This window comes from Streptococcus sp. 3109 (genome assembly GCF_013276905.1).
Taxonomy (GTDB): domain Bacteria; phylum Bacillota; class Bacilli; order Lactobacillales; family Streptococcaceae; genus Streptococcus.
Genome location: NZ_VMLY01000007.1, coordinates 42,551 through 62,752 on the forward strand (window position 1 = coordinate 42,551; position 20,202 = coordinate 62,752).

Below are 20,202 nucleotides of genomic sequence, written 5' to 3' on the forward strand. Positions count from 1 at the left end.
GATTCCCCAACTCCATCCTTTTCACTTATTTTGTCAAGGTAGCGTAAATCTCTTCTACCAAGGCCTCTGTATTTTCCCAACCTAGGCAAGGGTCAGTAATAGAGCAACCAAAGACCTCTGGTTGGTTTTGGCGACCATCTGCTAGGTAAGATTCAATCATAAAGCCTCGAACTGTCTTTTTGATTTTCTCATTCCAATCACGATTTTGCAAGGTCTGACGAACAATTCGAATCTGCTCCATATATTGCTTGCCGGAGTTATCATGGTTGGTGTCGATGAGGATAAAGGGATTTTCAAGTCCCATAGTTTCATAGCGTTCAATGGCTTGGAGTAGGTTTTCATAGTAGTAATTCGGCATATAATTGCCATACTCGTTAACTGCTCCACGGAGGATGACATGGGATAAAGGATTACCTGAAGTCTCAACTTCCTGCCCATGATAAAGGAAGGTTTGCTTGTTTTGAGCAGCATAGATGGCGTTAAACATAACACCCAAATTTCCAGAGGTTGGATTTTTCATCCCTACTGGTGCATCAATCCCAGAAGCCACAAAGCGGTGCTCTTGGTCTTCCACAGAACGAGCGCCAACGGCATGATAGCTGACCAAGTCATCCACCAAGATTAGATTTGACGGATAAAGCATCTCATCTGCCGTCGTCAAACCAGTCTCTGTAATCACGCGGTAGTGCAACTGGCGCACAGCCTGCAAACCGTTAATCAGGCTTGGAGCCTTAGAAGTATCTGGCTGGTGCACCAAGCCCTTATAGCCGTCTCCATTGGTACGAGGCTTAGCAGTATACACGCGCATAACCATGAAAATCTTGTCCGCTACCTTCTTTTGCAAGGCGGATAAACGGCGAGCATATTCCAAGACCGCCTCTTCATTATCAGAAGAGCAAGGACCAATCACCAAGAGGATACGGTCATCTTCCCCTGAAATAATGTCTGCCAATTCTCTATCACGGCTTTCCTTGAGTCTCAAGGCTTCCGCAGACAATTGGGTTTCAGCCTTGATGACTTCCATATCGATTTCTTGACCTTTTTCACTAAATGCCATCTTATTCTCCTAACGTTTTGTAAATTTCTCTGACAAGAGCTTCTGTGTTATCCCAACCCAGGCAAGGGTCTGTGATAGACTTACCAAATACTTCTGGCTCATTTTGTCGACCATCTTCCAGATAAGACTCAATCATAAAACCACGAACGAACTGCTTGATTTTTTCATTCCAAGCACGGTTAATCAAGGTCTGGCGGACAATTCGAATCTGATCCATGTATTGCTTACCAGAGTTGTCATGATTGGTATCAATGATGATAAAAGGATTTTCCAAGCTCATTTTCTCATACTGGGCAATGGTATCAATTAAATTGTCATAATAGTAGTTGGGAATATTTTTTCCATACTCATTAAGAGCACCACGAAGAATAGCGTGCGAAAGCGGGTTCCCAGTTGTTTCCACTTCTTTTCCTAGGAAAAGGAAACTTTGTTTGTTTTGAGCAGCATAAATCCCATTAAACATGACATTGAGATTTCCAGAGGTTGGATTTTTAAAACCAGTAGAAAATCCTGCCCCACTTGCCACAAAGCGGTGTTGCTGGTCTTCAACTGAACGGGCACCAACCGCCATATAAGAAATCAAATCATCTACAAGCGGCAGATTTTCAGGATAAAGCATTTCATCAGCTGTTGTCATACCGGTTTCCGTGATGACACGATAATGAAGATGGCGAACAGCCTTAATTCCATTGATAAGACTAGGCGCTTCTGTCGCGTTAGGCTGGTGAATCAAGCCCTTATAGCCATCTCCGTTGGTACGCGGTTTAGCAGTGTAAACACGCATAACCATAAAGATACGGTCTGCTACTTCTTCTTGCAAAGCTGCCAAACGCTTAGCGTACTCAAGGACAGCTTCTTCATTATCAGATGAGCATGGCCCAATTACCAAGAGAATTCGCTGGTCTTCTCCACGTATAATGGCTTCTAGCTCTTGATCGCGCTGTGATTTTCTCTCCAAAGCTTGACCTTCTAATTTTGATAAGGCACGAACTTCTTCAATATTAATTTTAGGACTTTTTGCTGTAAATACCATAACTCATCTCCTTATAAATCAAACGGATACCAAGTAAAAATTTACTTTTCACAAGGTATCCGCCTCTAAACTATCTCATTTTATTGTCTTTTACCGTGACAGTTTTTAAACTTCTTACCAGAACCACATGGGCAAAGTTCATTCCGTCCAATCTGGCTCAAATCCAAATCTTCAGGCATATTTGCTTGGTGGGCAGCGATATTGCGAGTCGCTGTTGTACTGATATGGTGTTCTGCCTGTGGTCTTTCTTGTTCATGAATTTGTGCTTTCATCATCAAGCGTGTCACATCAAACTCAATCGAACCAATCATGTCATTAAACATACGGAAACCTTCTGCCTGATACTCAACAACAGGATTGTTCTGAGCATAGCCACGAAGTCCAACCGCGTTACGTAATTGATCGAGGGCATCGATATGATCTGTCCACTTGTTATCTACCACTCGTAGAATCAAGACTTTTTGGAACTCTTTAACTGCTTCTTCATCACGTAGTTTTGAAACCTGACTATCGTAAACCTTCAAGGCACGTTGGAAAAGCTCTTCCTTAATAGCCTTATCAGACAAGCCTGACAAGTCTTCTATCGTAATAGAATCTTCAGGAAGCAAGTTGTACTTAGCAAAGTTCAAAATCGCTTCTAGTTTTTCATCTTGTTTGGCACGCGCATGACCATCAACGACACGTTCAATCGTGCGTTTAATCATAGACTGAATTTCAGGTGCCAAGTCACGATCTGCAGTGATAACGTCGTAACGTTGAGCGTAAATAATTTCACGTTGCTCACGCATGACGTCATCGTATTGAAGGACTTGTTTACGGGTATCGTAGTTATTTCCTTCGACACGTTTTTGTGCTGCTTCAACCTGACGTGTCAACATACGAGACTCAATCGCCTCTTCAGACATGTTGAGACGTTCAAAGATTCCCTTCAAGCGTTCAGAACCAAAACGTTTCATCAAATCATCTTCAAGAGATAGGTAGAATTGTGACTCACCTGGATCACCTTGACGACCTGAACGTCCACGAAGCTGGTTATCGATACGACGGCTTTCATGACGCTCTGTACCAATAACACACAGTCCACCTAATTCGCGAACCCCTTCACCAAGCTTGATGTCGGTACCACGACCGGCCATGTTGGTTGCGATAGTAACGGCACCACGTTGACCAGCATTCATGATAATTTGGGCTTCTTTATAGTGGTTCTTAGCATTCAAGACTTCGTGAGGAACACCAGCTGCGACTAATTTCTTAGAAATATAGTCACTGGTTTCAACCGCTACTGTACCAACCAAGACAGGCTGACCTTTTTGGTAACGGGCCTTAACATCTTCGACAACCGCCTTAAACTTAGCCTCGATACTTGCATAAAGTAGGTCTGAGTGGTCAATACGTTGAACAGGACGGTTTGTTGGGATTGGAATAACACGAATGTTGTAGATTTCACGGAATTCTTCTTCCTCAGTCTTACCTGTACCTGTCATACCAGACAATTTCTTGTACATACGGAAAAGGTTTTGGTAAGTGATTGAGGCAGATGTCTTGGTTTCATCCTGAATTGGCACACCTTCTTTAGCTTCAATAGCTTGGTGCAATCCATCAGAATAACGACGACCTTCCATGGTACGACCTGTAAATTGGTCGACAATCAAGATTTCTTGCTCTTCGCTCACCACATAGTCAATATCGAGAAGCATGATGTAGTTAGCACGAAGGGCATTATCGATAAAGTGAGTCAGAGCTACGTTTTCGATGTCATAGAGGTTTTCAAGCTTGAAGTAGCTTTCAGCCTTGTCAATCCCTGAATCAGACAAACCAATAGTCTTAGACTGCACATCGATGATGTAGTCGTCTTTGTCCAAAGATTTTACATAGTGGTCTGCCATATGGTAGAGCTGACTAGTTTCAACTGCGTTAGCACCTGATACAATCAATGGTGTACGAGCCTCGTCAATCAAGATAGAGTCAACCTCATCGACCAAGGCATAGTTGAGCGGACGTTGTACCATGTTTTCAGCGCGAACGACCATGTTGTCACGAAGGTAGTCAAATCCGATTTCTGAGTTGGTTGAGTAAGTAATATCACACTCATAGGCTTCTTTTTTCTCCATTGGAGATTTGGCAGCCAAGTTAATCCCTACTGACAAACCAAGCCATGAGTACAATTCACCCATCTCAGTCGCATCACGTTCTGACAAGTATTCATTGACCGTAACTACGTGAACCCCTTTACCTGAAAGGGCATTGAGGTATACGGGCATAGTCGCAGTCAAGGTTTTCCCTTCCCCTGTACGCATTTCTGGCACGTCACCATGGTGAAGAACGATTCCCCCCATGACCTGAACCTTATATGGGAAGAGACCTAGGACACGTTTGGCACCCTCACGGACAACCGCAAATGCTTCATAAAGCAATGAATCCAGCGATTCTCCATTTTGATAACGTTCTTTAAATTCAACTGTTTTTGCTTTTAGTTGGTCATCTGTCAAAGCAGCCATTTGGTCTTCGTATTTGAAAACCTTGTCAGCCATCTTTTCCAGACGACGGATTTCTCCTTTATCATTTTCGATAATTGTTTTTAAAATATTAGCCATGTTTTTCCTTACTTTAAATTCCGAATATTTTAGAATGTTCTTTTAATTTTAGCACAATTACTGATTATTTTCAAGGAAGAATCCCCATTTTGAAAAGGAAAAAGAGGCTAGTTTCCAAGCTAACCTCTCTGACTTTTATGATGCTTTAATTGCCAACAAAAATCGGCAAAATCGCAAATAGGATAAATAGATTTATCCAAAGAGAAAAACAGCAGATCAATCCAAAAACAAAGAGACTGACTTTCTTGGACAGCAAGGCCATCAAAATCGACAGAATTCCAAAAACTAGCAAGACTTTCTGTATGCTGAAGAGGTCAATCTTCCCCCCCAGAATCGGACTGCCCCAAGGAAGAAAGAAGAAAGCAATCCAGATCAACAGAACTAAACCAATATAGACCTTAGAATAGCGTGTAATAAATGATTTTAGATGTGCCATAAGCTACCTCCTAGGATTGTATATCCTTTATATATTGTATATGTCCGTTTTCGACAACTAATACATCTGTACAAAGATCTGAAATATCTTCCGATATGTGTGACGTCAGGATAACCAGACTATTTTCTTTTTTCAGGTAAGATAAAATGACCTGTTTGGTTAACCTCACACTCTTCTCATCTAAAGCATTCATAGGTTCATCGAGAAAGAGTATAGATGGTTCGGCAATAAAGGCTTGAATCAAGGCCATTTTTTGTTTCGTTCCTAAGGATAAATGACGGTACTCAACGTCTTCAAATTCCTGTAAATCATAATATTGGATCCAATCGGCAATTCTTTTTTCCGTAACTTTAGATGAAAAACACCTTAACAATTCCAAATTTTCTCTAAGGGATAAATGAGATAAAAACTCGACTTTTTCAATTAAAACCCCTGCATCCTGAATATAATGATTTTTTATCCCATAGACTTCCCCATCTTGAAGAACTTTTCCTTTATCAAGCTTAATATAACCAGCAAGTATCTTTAAAAGAACTGTCTTACCAGATCCATTATCACCTTTAAGACCATAAATATTTCCTGATTGAAAGACCAGATTCAACTCATTTAAAATAGGTCTTTTCCCATAAATTTTCTGTCCATTTATAATTTCAAGTCTCATCGTTTATCCTTTCTTAAATTTCTCTTCCAAGCGACTAACAATCAACATAACTAATAAACTTAAGAGTACTAAATACACTGTTACAATATGATCCATCATCCATTCTTGTCCCACAAATGCTAAAAAATAGAGAAAAAAGGAAAAACCAGCGCCCGCACTAATAAGTGCTATCAGATAAGACAGTAGTAAGTACAAGATCATTAACTGAGCAAGTAAAAAGAAAAGTGCGACTGTTTTGAAATGAATTCCTAGAGGAAGTAAACCAAGGAACCAGACAAATAAATCTTGAATAAAAAATTTAGAGATGACAACCAATCGTTTCCTTGTATAATCGAAAAAGGAGGTTGATTGATAGCGGATCAAGTGATGGTAATGGTCTGCCAAATCAGTTTCAAGTAAAATGACAGAGAGCCATCCTACCATGAAAAGCGAAAGATTTAACAAGAGTTTGGGGATTTCTAAATTCGCTTCAGAATAGTCATTATAGGAAAAGATTGAAATCAATTCCCTCTTGAAAAAGAGAAAAACATCCTGCTTTTGAACCGCTATTGACAATAGATAGTTAATCAAAATCATCATCAGAACTATACGAAGTAGTAAAACGATCTTTCTCTTTAGCCAAATATTGTTAAAGTTCTTAAACATTATCTTCATATTTTTTAAGTACCATATAGGGGACAATATAAAGGATATAAGGAGTAAAGAGTCTCATCAAACTTACATCCCCATAGCTAGCTTGCATCAAACTCGTCATAGGAACCATATAGTATGGCAAGATACTATAGAGCATCATAGAACCAAGCCATAGAAACATCAAATAGGCAATTGCCGAACGAGTCACATTCCCTAAATAATCAACTATTTTAAAAAAATAGACTGCATTGATGAAAATACCGATTAGTAGGACAGAAGTAAAGAACAAATAGCTTGTTATCTCTCCATCTAGGAGTCTTTGTAAACTACTCCCATCAGAAAATAGAGAATTCCATTCAAGAGGAGAAAAAGTCCCAAAGAAATAAGTTAAAATTGCAATTATCAGCACAGTCACTAAATATATCACACAAGGGATACTTGCAACTTGTAAAGTCAACTTTCTTTTTAACCCTTGATAACTCACTTCTCTTCCAATACTCAATCGTAAAACTTTATTTTTCAGCTCAATATATTGAAAACCTAGCAAAACAATGATGATTGGAATAATAAATGATTGATAAAAACCTAGATTGAACTGGAGAATACGAAAATCTAATGCTGATTTTAATAAGTCATTTTTAATTGCTTGTCCATCGAATTTAGCTAGATCGGGCGCATGAATATCAAAAAAGAAATAAGTCATCAAAACATCACGATAAACCAAAGCAAGAAAAAGCAAAGTAAGCAAGACATAAACAAATTTATGCCTTGCCAAAGTTAAGAGAGGAATCTTCATAAATTATACCTACTTTACGAATTAATTTGGTGACCAACTACCTGAAATGGCAGCTGATAAATCCCACCAATTTTGTCTTGCCATATCTGCTGCATAAACATAGCCAACCGTTGCCCAATTACCATGAGTTGAACGAGTACCACAGGTTGTTAACGATTCTCCACTACGAGCTTCTCCATTAGAATTTACTATACGATGCTTAACAGTCATGGGATGTAAATTTCTACAAGGATTTAAGTTCATGATATATTCCGCACCTTCATTTTCTTTGGTCAAATAACCTGTTCTCTTATAACTGGTAGTAATAACAAAATTACTAAAAGCACCTATCTGATTTGCTTCTACGAAAGTAGTTCCAACAGCACTTATCATTAAAACAGGAATAACCATTTTCAATAATTTTTTAGTTTTCATTTTTTCTGTTTCCTTTCATTTTTTATTCAAGAAGATTCCTTATAACTTCTATTTTAAATATAGACTTATTCTAAACGATGGTATATCATACAAATTCCTCCTTTACTTAATTATGTATGGACTCTAATTTCTTTATCCCCAAAACCACGTTTCAAACCAGATAAGTTGAATCCAACTCCAAATCAAAGATATAATAAATCCAGAGTTTTTCGGTAAATTCTTCAAATATTTTTTAAAGCCCATGACTTTTTCCCTCCTTTTTGATATAATAATACCACCTTTTTCTACGTTTTTTATAAATGTAGAAAATATTCACATTTACCTAGGAGGAACAATATGAGATGGGATTATGGACAAATTTTTAAAGAAATTCGAAAGTCAAAAGGATTGACCCAACAAGATGTATGTGGACAAGTCATACATCGAACAACTCTAACAAATATTGAACACGGTAAAGTTATTCCCAGTTTTGAAAACATGGTATTTCTTCTTGAACAAATTGATATGAGCTTAGCAGAATTCAAGTATATATGCAACGAATACCATCCTAGTGAAAGGCGAGATATTATTGTAGAGAGCCAAAATCCGTCTACTTTTCAAGATACTAGAAAAATGGTTGAACTCACTGAGAAGTGTCAAAAATATCTTAAGACACATCACGATGTTCCTATTCAAAATATCTATCGTCATACAAAAATTGTCACAGAGTTACGAACTAAAGGATTCAAAAACAACCACGTCTTGAAAGATTTGTATGAAGAAATTTGGGACTATCTTGAACCTATAGATACATGGTACATTAGTGATTTGAAATTACTTGGAACCATTCTCTTTTTCTTTCCTTCTGAAAATCTTCCCCTTCTTATTGATAGAATTATGAAAACCATCGAGAAATATAAATACTTCCGAGAAACAAAAGTATTTTTATCATCTTTTTTAGCCAATCTCTCCACTGTATATTTTCAACATCATTTATTCAAAGAATGTGAAACAATCACCCTACAACTTTTGGTATTAGCAGAAGAATTAAAAATATACGATATTCTTGGATTTTCTCAAGTACGCTTGGGAATACTACAACATAACTCCGATTTGATTGATAAAGGAATAACCTTATTACGACTAACCAAAGAAGAGTCATTAGTTAAAATACTCGAAAAAGAAATTAATGATTTTTCAAACCTATAATTTATAATAATTCTTATCGTTTTATTGTAGTAGATTGGAATAGAATGTGAACGAATCAATCAGGGGATCTAAAGCATTTTATACCAATGTTTTATAAGTTGTATTGTATTATTCCATATTCAATCCACTATACAAGACGAACACTTCTCTCAGGTTTCACGATTAAAATAAAAACGACTGTATCTATAGCTCCATAAACAAATCATAGATACAGTCATTTTTTAGTTCCTACACCTTCCTTTATTCACGCCTTTAGACTTCCCTAGTTCTCGTCTCAAGCGAAGCATTTTTTTGAAACAGAAATAAGTTAACCTATTCAGACCAATAGCTAGCAGAATAAAAAGAAACCAAATGCCCCATAACTTGATATCTGTCAAATTTCTCAAGACGATATTGAAAAACAGAACTGAAACAACTGCCCAAGCAAGGCTAAAAAGAGCATAGAGGGGAATGTAAAACCAGTAAAAATAGTAAAAAATTGGGAAAAATTTACTTTCTCTATTATCCTTTTCAATCCAGCTGAAAAAGTAAAACCAGGGAAATAAGATTATAAATTTAAACAAATGTTTCATCGACACCTCCTTTTTGATAGCGTTTTCTATTATTTTATTATATCAAAAAAATCTGGAAATGTCATTCCAGATTCTACTTTTTTATTTACGCTTTCTTGCGATGAGATGGATTGGAGTTCCCTCAAAGACAAAGGCCTTGCGGATTTGATTTTCCAAGAAACGCAGGTAAGAGAAGTGCATGAGTTCTTCTTCATTGACAAAGATGACAAAGGTTGGTGGCTTGGTTGCTACTTGGGTTGCGTAGAAAATCTTGAGGCGTTTTCCTTTGTCTGTCGGTGTTGGATTGATAGCAATGGCATCCATAATGACATCGTTCAAGACCGCTGAAGGAATACGGGTGTTTTGACTTTCACTGATTTGCTTAATCATCTCAGGCAATTTGTGGAGACGCTGCTTGGTCAGAGCAGAGACAAAGACAATCGGAGCATAAGGTAGATATTGGAACTGCTCACGGATATCTTCTTCCCATTTCTTCATGGTGTGGTTGTCTTTCTCAAGAGTATCCCACTTATTGACCACGATAATCATCCCTTTACCGGCTTCGTGGGCAAAACCTGCGATACGCTTGTCGTATTCACGGATACCTTCTTCGGCATTGAGGACCATCAAGACTACGTCAGAACGGTCAATGGCACGCATGGCACGCATGACAGAGTATTTCTCCGTATTTTCATAAACTTTACCAGACTTACGCATACCAGCTGTGTCAATCATGGTAAACTCTTGTCCATCCGTATCTGTAAAGTGGGTATCAATGGCATCACGTGTTGTTCCAGCTACTGGACTGGCAATCACGCGGTCTTCTCCCAAAATAGCGTTGATCAAACTTGATTTTCCAACGTTAGGACGGCCAATCAAGCTAAATTTAATGACATCTGGATTTTCTTCTTCGACTTCATGTGGTAGATTTTCCACGATGGCATCGAGCACATCACCTGTTCCAATACCGTGTACAGACGAGATTGGCAGAGGTTCACCCAATCCAAGCGCATAGAAATCAAAAATATCATTTCGCATCTCAGGGTTGTCAACCTTGTTAACCGCAAGGATAACAGGTTTATGGGTCTTATAGAGTTTGCGGGCCACGTATTCATCCGCATCCGTAATTCCTTCTTTCCCAGACACCACAAAGACGATGACATCGGCTTCTTCCATTGCAATTTCTGCCTGGTGCTTGATTTGTTCCATGAAGGGAGCATCGACATCGTCAATTCCTCCTGTATCAATCATACTAAAGGAACGATTGAGCCACTCACCCGTTGCATAGATACGGTCACGTGTCACACCCTCGACATCTTCTACGATTGAGATTCGCTCACCAGCGATCCGATTAAATAGGGTTGATTTCCCAACATTGGGACGTCCCACAATGGCAATAGTTGGTAAGGCCATGTTTTCTCACTTTCTACAATAACTTTTTCTGTTCTAGATTCTTCCGAGTTGAACTAGGTTCGGCTTGACCAAACTGCTCAGCCAAACGTTGACTCCAAGAGGTCGTCGCACGCGCACCAGCATAGTCTGCCTGAACTATGTCATAGTCCAAAATCGCTGCTACGGGCTGTTCTTGGTATTCTTCTTCAAAAACTACTTGGTTCAAAGGCAGTCTTGGTTTGACATCATGTTGTTGATTTGGCACACCGAGGGCAATCCCAAAAACGGGGTAGGTATAGTCAGGCAAATTAAAAAGCTCTGCCACTTCTTCCGACTTGTAACGGACCAAACCGATAATCACACCACCATATCCCAGACTCTCAGCCGCAAGCAAGGTATTTTGTCCAGCAAGCGCAGCATCCACAGATGTGATGAGGAGACCTTCCACTCCTTGAGGTTGGAAAGTGTCCGTATGAAGGTTTGCTCCCTTTTCAGCTCTGTTCAAGTCGCCAACAAAAAGTAGGAAAGCAGCTGACTGGCGAATGGCTTCCTGAGGAACCAATTCATATAAGGCATCTTTCTTCTCTTGACTGCGTACAAGAATCACAGAGTAAGATTGGAAATTTTTCCAAGATGATGCCATCTGGGCTGCTGTCAAAATCTCATTTAAGTCTACTTGGGGAATTTCTTGCTCTTTAAACCTGCGCACTGAAGTATGAGCCTTCATCAATTTAATGGTTTCTGTCATCGACGGTTTACTCCTTCTAAACGAGTCTCCTCAGCCAAATAACGGATGCGTTCCATGACGCGTCTGGCTTCCCAGGTTTCGTCATTTCCATGTTTCCCTTTAGCGAAATGCTGCTCCAATTCTTCAAAGTTGAAGTTAGAGGTGAAAAAGGTCGGTAAATTTTCCTGCATCCGATATTGGAGAATGACCTGCAGGATTTCATCACGCACCCAAGCGGTGGATTGCTCGGCACCAATATCATCTAAAATCAGGACTTCAGAAAGCTTAATCTCATCCACTAAGGTCTTAACATTGCCATCACCGATAGCATTTTTGACATCAATGACAAAGCTAGGATAGTGGAGGAGAGTTGATGAAACACCACGTTTTTCTGATAAATCATGGGCTAAGGCAGCCACCATGAAACTTTTACCCACACCAAAGTCTCCATACAAGTAAAGACCTTTTCGAATAGCTGGATATTGCTCTACGAAGGCTAATAGCTTTTCAAAAACTGGCAAGCGCCCCAAATCATCCAAGTCAACTTGAGCCAAACTAGCTTGCTTGAGACTGGCTGGCAGATTGATTAACTTGAGGCGGTTCTTAATAGCCGCTTCTTTTTCCGCTGCGATTAGTTCAGGAGTTTCTTCATAAGAAACGTCCGCATAACCATGATTCATAACCAAAATCGGCTTGTAGCCTTTGGCAATATAATCCGTATCCCCACGGAGAAACTTGTCACGCTCGGTAATGTACTGATTAAACTTGGAGATACTGCGATTCAATTCCTCTGGAGTCAGGGATTCTTGCTGGATAAAGGCCGCAACATCAGGGTCCTTCATGATTTTCTGGACCAAATCTTGATAATGAAAACGGCTAGGTTGACGTTTGAGTACGTCTCCGACACTTTCCATCTAATCTCCTCCTTTTTCTAATCGAGCTAATAGTTCTTGTTTCTTACGTTCTAGTTCCAGACGAGTTTCCTCGCTGGTTTCATTTTTATAATCTGGATTGCTCCACTTGGGTACATTGGACTTGGTAGGACTGGGTTTACTGCTTTTTTGAGCCTGATTCTTCTGTCCTCGCTCACGGATGCGCAAAACCGCCTCTTCTGCCGAATGAATCTTTTGATAGGCATAGTCATTGGCTACCTTCATGGCATATTTCTCGTTGATGTTTGCCGAATCCACCTTATTAAAGGTCAATAAGAGAATGATATTGATGACTTCATCCAGCAAGCCCAAGCTAGCCATCTGTTGCAAGAGTTCTCTTTCTGTTTGGGTAATGGTTCCCTTGCGTGTTTGCTTGATTTCTGCCAAGAACTGCAGGGCAGTCTTACTTTTAGCCTCTTTGATAATGGTTGCTTCCTTAGGACTAAAGTCAGAGGAAACAGATTTTTGAGCGATTTTTTCCCGCATGCGTTTGGTTGAAATAACCTGGGAAACAGCTGTTGACTTGGCCAATTGATAGGTCTCAAACCAAGTCCATTTCTTCTCCTCAGCAATGGCAAAGAGGTTTAAGACATCGGACTGCTCATCCGCAAAGCGAAGACCATCTCGAGCCATAAGCTGACGAAAATGATCCAAGTCAAAATCGTTGGCCACTTTCTTCTTGAGACCAAGGTCTTCTTGATTTCCTAGTTCTGCCAAGTCTGGAAAGACTTGATTGAGTGAGACAGGTCTTTCTTCTCCCTCAGCACTCTCAACTTTCAAATCCTCCACAGCTGTATCACCAATCTTTTTTTCCAAGAGTCTACGATAAACAGGGTGTTCCAAAAAATCCTGACTCGAAAGAGGAGCATGGAGGGCTAGCTGATAAACATCCCCCTTTTGATAGAGGGTCAAGAGATTAAAAGCAGATAGGATTTTCAGAGATTTTATCAGTCTATCCATCCCAAAGTTGAGATGGTTGAGAATACTTGAAAAGAGGTATTCCTTTCTGCCATTATCCCAAAAACTGATTGTATAAAGATAAAGGCTCAGTGCCTCCTGACCGATAATCGGGAGGTAGCACTGTACCAGAGATGAGGTATCTTGCGACACCCGATTATTCTTTAGATAAGAAAAACGGTCAATTGGCTTCATTTATCTTTCCTTTTTCTTTTTAGAGGACTGGGTGATTTGTTGGAGCAAGCTCTCTAACTCACTGACATCCTTAAAACTACGATAGACACTGGCAAAACGCACATAGGTAATCTCATCCAACTCAGCCAACTCCTCCATGACGAGTGAACCAATGTCCTCACTTTGAATTTCGTTTTCATTTCGACCACGGAGTTTCTGTTCGATACGATTGACTACCATGTTGATTTCATCACTTGACACAGGACGTTTCTGGGCTGAGCGGATAATCCCATTAAAGATTTTATCTCTGGAGAATTGTTCTCGTGTGCCATCTTTTTTAACAACCACTAAGGTTCTTTCTTCTACTCGTTCGTAGGTTGTAAAACGGTGCTGGCATTCGTCGCACTCACGTCTTCTACGAATAGTGTTCCCTTCTTCTGCTTGGCGACTATCGATAACACTTGACTTGGTAGCCCCACATTTTGGACAACGCATCCTTTCCCTCCTTATCGTTTTCTTTTCATTATACCATTTTTTAAACGATTCCCAAAACAATTCTTCTTTTTGCTTGACAAGTTTTTTGTTTTGTTGTATTATTTAATTAAGACAAAAAGATAAAAGAAAGGAGACCAAGATGTCCTGGACATTTGACAACAAAAAACCCATCTATTTACAGATTATGGAGAAAATCAAGCTTCAGATTGTTTCCCATACACTGGAAGCCAATCAACAACTTCCAACCGTGAGAGAGCTAGCGAGCGAGGCCGGTGTCAATCCCAACACCATCCAAAGAGCCTTGTCAGACCTTGAACGAGAAGGATTTGTCTACAGCAAGCGAACAACTGGACGATTTGTAACTGAGGATAAGGAACTGATCGCCCAATCACGCAAACAATTATCGGAAGAAGAATTGGAACACTTCGTTTCCTCCATGACCCATTTTGGCTATGAAAAAGAAGAACTACCAGGCGTAGTCGGCGATTATATTAAAGGAGTTTAAGCCTATGTCATTACTAGCATTTGAAAATGTATCCAAATCATATGGAGCAACACCAGCCCTTGAAAATGTTTCCCTTGAGATCCCAGCTGGAAAAATTGTTGGTCTCCTTGGCCCAAACGGCTCAGGGAAAACAACCTTGATTAAACTAATCAATGGCCTCTTACAACCAGATCAAGGACGTGTCCTGATCAACGACATGGATCCAAGCCCAGCAACCAAGGCCATCGTAGCTTATTTGCCGGATACAACCTATCTTAATGAACAAATGAAGGTCAAAGAAGCCCTAACCTACTTCAAGACCTTCTATAAAGATTTCAATCTTGAACGCGCCCATCATCTACTTGCAGACCTTGGTATTGATGAAAATAGTCGTCTCAAGAAACTATCAAAAGGTAACAAAGAAAAGGTACAACTGATTTTGGTTATGAGCCGTGATGCCCGTCTCTACGTTTTAGACGAACCCATTGGTGGGGTGGATCCAGCAGCCCGTGATTATATCCTCAATACCATTATCAACAACTACTCCCCAACTTCTACCGTTTTGATTTCTACCCACTTGATTTCAGATATCGAGCCAATCTTGGATGAAATTGTCTTCCTCAAAGACGGAAAAGTCGTTCGTCAAGGCAATGTAGACGATATTCGCTATGAGTCAGGTGAATCCATTGATCAACTCTTCCGTCAGGAATTTAAGGCCTAAACAAAGGAGATTATTTATGTTTTGGAATTTAGTTCGCTATGAATTTAAAAATGTTAACAAGTGGTATTTAGCCCTCTACGCTGCCGTGCTAGTCCTTTCTACCCTTATCGGGATACAAGCACAGACCTATAACAATCTGCCTGTCAAAGAAAGTCAACCTACTATGCTACTTTTTCTAGCCCTCGTCTTTGGTGGCTTGATGATTACACTTGGGATTTCAACTCTTTTCTTAATCATTAAACGCTTTAAAGGTAGTGTCTATGACCGACAAGGCTATCTGACTTTGACCTTGCCAGTTTCTGAACACCATATCATCACAACCAAACTAATCGGTGCCTTTATCTGGTCGTTGATTAGCACTGCTGTCTTACTCCTATGTATCTATATTATCTTATTGTCAACAAATTCTGATGAAGTTCAACTGTCTATTCTTCTATCATTTGTTGGAGAACATTTTACCGGCTTTGGTCTTACTGTCTTATCCTTCCTGCTTAGTACAATTTCATTTATCCTCTGCATTTACTTGGCCATTTCCATCGGACAACTTTTCAACGAATACCGTACAGCACTCGCTGTTGCAGCCTACATTGGTATCCGAATCGTCATTGGAATTATAGAAGTCTTCTTCAATACCAGTACTAACTTCTATGTCAATTCACTTGCAGGATTTAATGATAATTTCTATATGGGAGCAAGCGTAGGCATTGTTGAAGAACTCATATTCATAGCTATCTTTTACCTCGGAACCTACTATATTTTGAGAAATAAGGTTAATTTGCAATAATTTTAAAATCAAATAAGAAAAACACAGAAAGTCAAATTAATAAAAAATTGATTTTCTGTGTTTTTTAGATTATTGCTAACTAATTTTGGTTTTAGCCAACACCAATAACAATTATTGACTCTAGAATACATAGAATCATGGTTATAATCATCTTTTTATTCATATAAACAACCTCACTTTCTTTTTTATATATGATATAATATTTTGAAAACATACTAAAAAATTTCCATATAAGCAATTGAGGTGACAGAAATGAAAAATTACGGAAAAATTTTTAAACAATTTAGAGAATCACGTGGATTAACATTAAAAGATGTTGCAAAACATGGTCTATCTACATCACATATTTCTAGATTTGAAAGAGAAAATTCTGATCTGACGATTGGTAAATTTATGCAAGCATTAGATGCTATTAATATGCCTGTTGAAGAATTTATGTATGCTGCAAATGACTTTCATCGGGATGAAATAAATGAATTATTAGAGCAAATTCGACTTCTAAGCTCTAAAAGAGATATTTCAGGAATGGAAAAACTACTTATTTCTCAACTTGAAAAGACTACAAAAAGAGAGAAATTCTATACTCTGAATACCATTCTAGTAAAAATTCGCTTACAAGATTTGTCAGAAAAAATCTATTACCATGAATCTGATATTAAATATCTATCTGACTATCTTTTTTCTGTGGAATACTGGGGATGCTATGAATTACTTTTGTTTATGAATACTATAGATGTATTATCTCACCCTACTATGATGTGCTTATCAAGAGAAATGTGTCAACGTTCCGAATTCTACAGAGATTTACCACATTATCGTAGATTGCTTGCCACCATGTTACTAAATGGATATATCACGTGTATAGAAAGAGAGGAATTTTTAGATTCTTTATATTTTAAAAAGCAACTAAAACATTGTTATTTTACAGAAACTGAGATATATGAAAAATTAGTTTTTCACTATGCCGAAAACTTATATACTTTAAAAAAAGACAAAAATAAACGTTCTGTTTTAGAAATGAGAAAGTGCATAGCAACAATGAAGTTAGTCCACAGCGATAGCTTAGCAAAAAAATTTGAAAAACATTTAGCAAAGGTAATAGAAGAACTGAAATAATTTTCTTATATGGGAAAATTTTTAATTATTATTTCAAAAAGAGTATCATTAAATCATCAAATTAAGGAGGTGAAAATATGAGAACAGTGCAAATTATTGACCTTGAAGATCTATTAGATACAGATCAAACTTACTCCGTACCAGGTCATTGTGGTCCAAGCCATTCTTGTGGTGGCGGACGATAGTTTTCTATGAGACGAGTTCTCACTCGTCTCCTTTATTTTATAATGGTGATATTATGCTAAAAAAAATATATACTAATATTGGAGATTATTATTTCGATAGTGAGAAATTCACATTATCTACTTCTTCAGTAGAGGGAACTACCTCCTATAAGCCCCCCTACATCCCCAAAAATGTTTTACAAAAAATTGTTATTAACATATCTAACAGTTGCAATTTATCCTGTTCTTACTGTTATGCGGATGGTGGAAATTACGGCATGGATAATAAAATCATGACTCTAGATACTGCTGATAATATTATTAACGAAGTCAAATTTAGAGGTATAACACAAATTAATAGACTTATCCTATTTGGTGGAGAACCTTTTCTTAATACTCAATTATTCGAATACATTATTAAAGAATTTTCCAAATTTACAACTATACTTAAAATAGAAACCGTGACTAACGGAACAATACTAAATAATAATGTTAAAAAAATAATAGATAATTTCCAACCATATCTAACTATTAGTTTAGATGGTCCAGAATTTATACATGATAAATTAAGAGGTAAAGGTAGTCATCGTAAAACTACTAAATTTATCCACTATTTAAAAACTATAAACTACACTAATTTTGAAATTGCTTCAACATACACTAGACTACATCAATTACATTCTCTAAGTAGAGATGATATTTTCCAATATTTTACAAATATGGATGTACACTTTAACATCAATGACGTATTTAGTAAAAATAAGGTGCTTGTGGTTAAAGAAATGGAAAAAAGCTTAGTAGATAGGAAAAAATTCATTACTGATTCTATAAATAATATTGTTGAAAATAATGAAAAAGCTTTTATAAGTCCCATCCTATATGATGTTTTAATTTCTATGATTTATAAGAGTACTAATCATACATTCTGCGACGATATAGATCCTTCAAATACCATAACTTTTGATGTTGATGGTAGCAAAAAATTGTGTTTTAGATTTTGGGGAACTCATAATAGCTCTAAAGCAGAGCTATTTAATAATAAAGAATACTTCCAACAATGTAAAGATTGTTGGTGTAAAGGTATGTGTCTTGAATGCGTTGCTAATATCATTGATGGTTATTCTTCAGTAATTAACGAAGATGGACAATTTATAGAATGTCATAAGCCTGAATTAATGGAATATTGTATTAAAGAAATCATTTATCTTTCACAAGATCAATCCAAAATATCTAAACTCGTTAATAATTTCAAAAGGTTTATCCGCTATGCTTAAAAATTTCTTTTCCAAGAAACACCTCATACTTTACTTCTTTTCTATTGCGATTACTTGGCTGGAAGCAATTATCACACCAGCCCTTGTTCAGAATATTGTTACCAGTTTTACCAATCAAGAGCTAGGCCTTCTTTGGAAAGTTTTGATTTTGGGAATCCTTGGAAACCTCATCCTCTTACTAGGCTTAGCTGGGAAACGCTATTACTACGCTCGTTTGATTACTGACTTCAAATATGGAATCAAGAGTGCTATTTTCAAGCGATTTTTAAACAGTTATGAGATTGATGAAAAGGATATTTTGTCCGACCTAGAAAATGACGTCAAGCAACTAGAAGAAAGCTATATTGAGCCAACGGTCATCATCATTTCTTCTCTTGGCTTCACAACTGTGTCCATTCTCTATGCCCTATGGACTAATTTTTACCTAGGCTTGATTTTCATCCTCTTCTACTCCTTTCCTGTACTCTGCAGTGCTATCGGATCAAAGCGTTTGGACTCACTTTCTGAAAAGCGGTCCACTGTTAACCAGAGCTACTTAGCAAGCTTGACAAATTTTATTGGTGGTAGCCAACAAATTCGCCATTATCAGGGACAAGACTACTTTTTTACTCGCTACCAAAAACAATTACAAACCAGTCTAGATGCCGAAATCAACTATGAAAAACAACGCACTTTAAACAGTCTCTTGATCAATAGCATCGATGCCTTTTGTTCTGTCACACCAATCGTCATCGGTGGCTTTATGACCTACTATAATTATTTAGATGCGGCGAGTTTTGTGGCTATCTATCTAGTTTCCCATAATATCGGCTATCAATTCCAAGAGTTGGCTTACTTTACCAACACCCGAAAAGCGACTCGAACTCTTCTCAACAAATACCAAAAACTTTTGAACCAGTCTGATCCCATCTCGCCTAGAAGCATAGAAAATATTTTCCCTATCCAACTTGACACCATCTCCCTTGAAAAAGAGGGGAATAGCCTCTTGTCTCCGATTTCCATACACATCAAGCAAGGAGAAAAAATTGCCATTATCGGGGAAAGTGGCTCTGGTAAAACAACCCTGCTCAATATCATTCATGGAGAAGAGACACCAACAAGTGGTCAGATTAGCTTTGCTGGTCAGAACCTGTCACGTCAAGAAATCACAAGTATTAGTTCCTATATTCTCCAAGATAGCCATTGCTTTGACACGCTATCTCTGGAAGACAATATCCTTCTAGGACTGGATAAAAATCCAGAGACTTTAAATCATATCCTCAAAAAAACAGGATTAGAACATTTGAAAAATCGAACGCTCAGTAATGATAGTCTATCTGGTGGCGAGAAGCAACGCCTAGAAATCGCTCGCGCCCTCTACCATGATAGCCAACTCATCTTAGCAGATGAGATTAAGGCCAATCTTGACTCGGAAAATAGCAGAAAAATTAGCGACTTGCTTTTCTCCCTACCTCAAACAGTCATTGAAGTCATTCACCACTACACAGAAGAGGACTTAAAGCACTATGACCAAGTCATTCACTTAAGCAAAGAAAAGTAGTATTCTTCGAAAATCGCTTCAAACTATGTCAGTTTGACCTACAAACCCAACACTTTGCTTTGAGCAACATGCAGCTGAC

The 20,202-nt window shown here is 38.2% G+C and carries 21 protein-coding genes; 7 read left to right on the forward strand and 14 right to left on the reverse strand.

The annotated features are described in order from the left end of the window. Positions 1 to 25 precede the first annotated feature (25 nt). From HT698_RS04490 to HT698_RS04525, 8 genes are all read right to left on the reverse strand, one after another. Positions 26 to 1,057 carry a 3-deoxy-7-phosphoheptulonate synthase gene (locus HT698_RS04490; RefSeq protein ID WP_173219743.1) on the reverse strand — a complete coding sequence of 344 codons (1,032 nt, stop codon included), beginning with the start codon at positions 1,055 to 1,057 and terminating at the stop codon, positions 26 to 28. 1 nt (position 1,058) lies between these two features. Continuing rightward, positions 1,059 to 2,090 carry a 3-deoxy-7-phosphoheptulonate synthase gene (locus tag HT698_RS04495; protein WP_173219741.1) on the reverse strand — a complete coding sequence of 344 codons (1,032 nt, stop codon included), beginning with the start codon at positions 2,088 to 2,090 and terminating at the stop codon, positions 1,059 to 1,061. 80 nt (positions 2,091 to 2,170) lie between these two features. After that, positions 2,171 to 4,684 carry a preprotein translocase subunit SecA gene (secA, locus tag HT698_RS04500; RefSeq protein ID WP_173219738.1) on the reverse strand — a complete coding sequence of 838 codons (2,514 nt, stop codon included), beginning with the start codon at positions 4,682 to 4,684 and terminating at the stop codon, positions 2,171 to 2,173. Between the two features lie 145 nt (positions 4,685 to 4,829). Continuing rightward, positions 4,830 to 5,120, reverse strand: a complete 291-nt coding sequence (locus tag HT698_RS04505; RefSeq protein WP_000940698.1) for a hypothetical protein — start codon at positions 5,118 to 5,120, stop codon at positions 4,830 to 4,832. A gap of 10 nt (positions 5,121 to 5,130) precedes the next feature. Next, a complete protein-coding gene (locus HT698_RS04510; RefSeq protein WP_001235271.1) occupies positions 5,131 to 5,781 on the reverse strand; it encodes an ABC transporter ATP-binding protein in 651 nt (216 codons plus the stop codon). A 3-nt stretch (positions 5,782 to 5,784) separates the two neighbouring features. Then, the gene (locus tag HT698_RS04515; RefSeq protein ID WP_000475785.1) at positions 5,785 to 6,426 is read right to left on the reverse strand and encodes a hypothetical protein; all 642 of its coding nucleotides are present in this window, start codon (positions 6,424 to 6,426) and stop codon (positions 5,785 to 5,787) included. After that, positions 6,419 to 7,210, reverse strand: a complete 792-nt coding sequence (locus tag HT698_RS04520; RefSeq protein WP_173219735.1) for a hypothetical protein — start codon at positions 7,208 to 7,210, stop codon at positions 6,419 to 6,421. The genes HT698_RS04515 and HT698_RS04520 overlap by 8 nt, the downstream gene beginning before the upstream one ends. 21 nt (positions 7,211 to 7,231) lie before the next feature. Next, a complete protein-coding gene (locus HT698_RS04525; protein WP_000850412.1) occupies positions 7,232 to 7,624 on the reverse strand; it encodes a hypothetical protein in 393 nt (130 codons plus the stop codon). Positions 7,625 to 7,960: 336 nt separating this feature from the next. Between HT698_RS04525 and rgg1518 the strand changes: the two genes are divergently transcribed. Next, a complete protein-coding gene (gene rgg1518 / locus HT698_RS04530) occupies positions 7,961 to 8,812 on the forward strand; it encodes an Rgg/GadR/MutR family transcriptional regulator Rgg1518 (protein ID WP_173219732.1) in 852 nt (283 codons plus the stop codon). 221 nt (positions 8,813 to 9,033) lie between these two features. Here the strand turns inward: rgg1518 and HT698_RS04535 are convergent, their stop codons facing one another. The 6 genes from HT698_RS04535 to nrdR all read right to left on the reverse strand — a co-directional run bounded on the left by HT698_RS04535 (position 9,034) and on the right by nrdR (position 14,040). Then, positions 9,034 to 9,384, reverse strand: a complete 351-nt coding sequence (locus HT698_RS04535) for a hypothetical protein (RefSeq protein ID WP_054367326.1) — start codon at positions 9,382 to 9,384, stop codon at positions 9,034 to 9,036. Between the two features lie 81 nt (positions 9,385 to 9,465). Beyond that, positions 9,466 to 10,776: a ribosome biogenesis GTPase Der gene (gene der / locus HT698_RS04540; RefSeq protein ID WP_001207688.1), complete on the reverse strand. Its 1,311-nt coding sequence runs from the start codon at positions 10,774 to 10,776 to the stop codon at positions 9,466 to 9,468. A gap of 13 nt (positions 10,777 to 10,789) precedes the next feature. Beyond that, positions 10,790 to 11,503 carry an NADPH-dependent oxidoreductase gene (locus HT698_RS04545; protein ID WP_173219729.1) on the reverse strand — a complete coding sequence of 238 codons (714 nt, stop codon included), beginning with the start codon at positions 11,501 to 11,503 and terminating at the stop codon, positions 10,790 to 10,792. Continuing rightward, a complete protein-coding gene (gene dnaI / locus HT698_RS04550) occupies positions 11,500 to 12,396 on the reverse strand; it encodes a primosomal protein DnaI (protein WP_000446508.1) in 897 nt (298 codons plus the stop codon). Before dnaI ends, HT698_RS04545 begins: the two co-directional genes overlap by 4 nt. Further along, positions 12,397 to 13,566 carry a replication initiation and membrane attachment family protein gene (locus HT698_RS04555; RefSeq protein WP_173219726.1) on the reverse strand — a complete coding sequence of 390 codons (1,170 nt, stop codon included), beginning with the start codon at positions 13,564 to 13,566 and terminating at the stop codon, positions 12,397 to 12,399. It lies immediately after the preceding gene. Further along, positions 13,567 to 14,040, reverse strand: coding sequence for a transcriptional regulator NrdR (gene nrdR / locus HT698_RS04560; RefSeq protein WP_001203672.1), 474 nt, complete (start codon positions 14,038 to 14,040; stop codon positions 13,567 to 13,569). It abuts the gene before it with no gap. A gap of 139 nt (positions 14,041 to 14,179) precedes the next feature. Here nrdR and HT698_RS04565 point away from each other — a divergent pair, with 139 nt between their 5' ends. From HT698_RS04565 to HT698_RS04590, 6 genes are all read left to right on the forward strand, one after another. Next, positions 14,180 to 14,545 (forward strand): GntR family transcriptional regulator, encoded by a 366-nt coding sequence (locus HT698_RS04565; protein ID WP_000119147.1) that lies wholly within the window; start codon positions 14,180 to 14,182, stop codon positions 14,543 to 14,545. Between the two features lie 4 nt (positions 14,546 to 14,549). After that, entirely contained in the window at positions 14,550 to 15,245 is a 696-nt protein-coding gene (locus HT698_RS04570; protein WP_050073389.1) for an ABC transporter ATP-binding protein, read from the forward strand. Positions 15,246 to 15,261: 16 nt separating this feature from the next. Continuing rightward, positions 15,262 to 16,029: a hypothetical protein gene (locus HT698_RS04575; RefSeq protein WP_173219723.1), complete on the forward strand. Its 768-nt coding sequence runs from the start codon at positions 15,262 to 15,264 to the stop codon at positions 16,027 to 16,029. A 252-nt stretch (positions 16,030 to 16,281) separates the two neighbouring features. After that, entirely contained in the window at positions 16,282 to 17,145 is an 864-nt protein-coding gene (locus HT698_RS04580; protein WP_173219720.1) for an Rgg/GadR/MutR family transcriptional regulator, read from the forward strand. 238 nt (positions 17,146 to 17,383) lie between these two features. Beyond that, complete coding sequence (locus tag HT698_RS04585; protein WP_173219717.1) at positions 17,384 to 18,583, forward strand: radical SAM protein; 1,200 nt, start codon at positions 17,384 to 17,386, stop codon at positions 18,581 to 18,583. After that, the gene (locus HT698_RS04590; RefSeq protein ID WP_173219714.1) at positions 18,576 to 20,123 is read left to right on the forward strand and encodes an ABC transporter ATP-binding protein; all 1,548 of its coding nucleotides are present in this window, start codon (positions 18,576 to 18,578) and stop codon (positions 20,121 to 20,123) included. Before HT698_RS04585 ends, HT698_RS04590 begins: the two co-directional genes overlap by 8 nt. The last annotated feature ends 79 nt before the right edge of the window (positions 20,124 to 20,202 follow it).

Coding starts and splice junctions, on each gene's coding strand:
- HT698_RS04490 (WP_173219743.1), bottom strand. CDS start 1,057: ATGGCATTTAGTGAAAAAGGTCAAGAAATCGATATGGAAGTCATCAAG.
- HT698_RS04525 (WP_000850412.1), bottom strand. CDS start 7,624: ATGAAAACTAAAAAATTATTGAAAATGGTTATTCCTGTTTTAATGATA.
- HT698_RS04580 (WP_173219720.1), top strand. CDS start 16,282: ATGAAAAATTACGGAAAAATTTTTAAACAATTTAGAGAATCACGTGGA.
- HT698_RS04505 (WP_000940698.1), bottom strand. CDS start 5,120: ATGGCACATCTAAAATCATTTATTACACGCTATTCTAAGGTCTATATT.
- HT698_RS04510 (WP_001235271.1), bottom strand. CDS start 5,781: ATGAGACTTGAAATTATAAATGGACAGAAAATTTATGGGAAAAGACCT.
- HT698_RS04570 (WP_050073389.1), top strand. CDS start 14,550: ATGTCATTACTAGCATTTGAAAATGTATCCAAATCATATGGAGCAACA.
- rgg1518 (WP_173219732.1), top strand. CDS start 7,961: ATGAGATGGGATTATGGACAAATTTTTAAAGAAATTCGAAAGTCAAAA.
- HT698_RS04555 (WP_173219726.1), bottom strand. CDS start 13,566: ATGAAGCCAATTGACCGTTTTTCTTATCTAAAGAATAATCGGGTGTCG.
- HT698_RS04565 (WP_000119147.1), top strand. CDS start 14,180: ATGTCCTGGACATTTGACAACAAAAAACCCATCTATTTACAGATTATG.
- HT698_RS04590 (WP_173219714.1), top strand. CDS start 18,576: ATGCTTAAAAATTTCTTTTCCAAGAAACACCTCATACTTTACTTCTTT.
- HT698_RS04515 (WP_000475785.1), bottom strand. CDS start 6,426: ATGTTTAAGAACTTTAACAATATTTGGCTAAAGAGAAAGATCGTTTTA.
- der (WP_001207688.1), bottom strand. CDS start 10,776: ATGGCCTTACCAACTATTGCCATTGTGGGACGTCCCAATGTTGGGAAA.
- nrdR (WP_001203672.1), bottom strand. CDS start 14,040: ATGCGTTGTCCAAAATGTGGGGCTACCAAGTCAAGTGTTATCGATAGT.
- dnaI (WP_000446508.1), bottom strand. CDS start 12,396: ATGGAAAGTGTCGGAGACGTACTCAAACGTCAACCTAGCCGTTTTCAT.
- HT698_RS04535 (WP_054367326.1), bottom strand. CDS start 9,384: ATGAAACATTTGTTTAAATTTATAATCTTATTTCCCTGGTTTTACTTT.
- HT698_RS04545 (WP_173219729.1), bottom strand. CDS start 11,503: ATGACAGAAACCATTAAATTGATGAAGGCTCATACTTCAGTGCGCAGG.
- HT698_RS04495 (WP_173219741.1), bottom strand. CDS start 2,090: ATGGTATTTACAGCAAAAAGTCCTAAAATTAATATTGAAGAAGTTCGT.
- HT698_RS04575 (WP_173219723.1), top strand. CDS start 15,262: ATGTTTTGGAATTTAGTTCGCTATGAATTTAAAAATGTTAACAAGTGG.
- HT698_RS04585 (WP_173219717.1), top strand. CDS start 17,384: ATGCTAAAAAAAATATATACTAATATTGGAGATTATTATTTCGATAGT.
- secA (WP_173219738.1), bottom strand. CDS start 4,684: ATGGCTAATATTTTAAAAACAATTATCGAAAATGATAAAGGAGAAATC.
- HT698_RS04520 (WP_173219735.1), bottom strand. CDS start 7,210: ATGAAGATTCCTCTCTTAACTTTGGCAAGGCATAAATTTGTTTATGTC.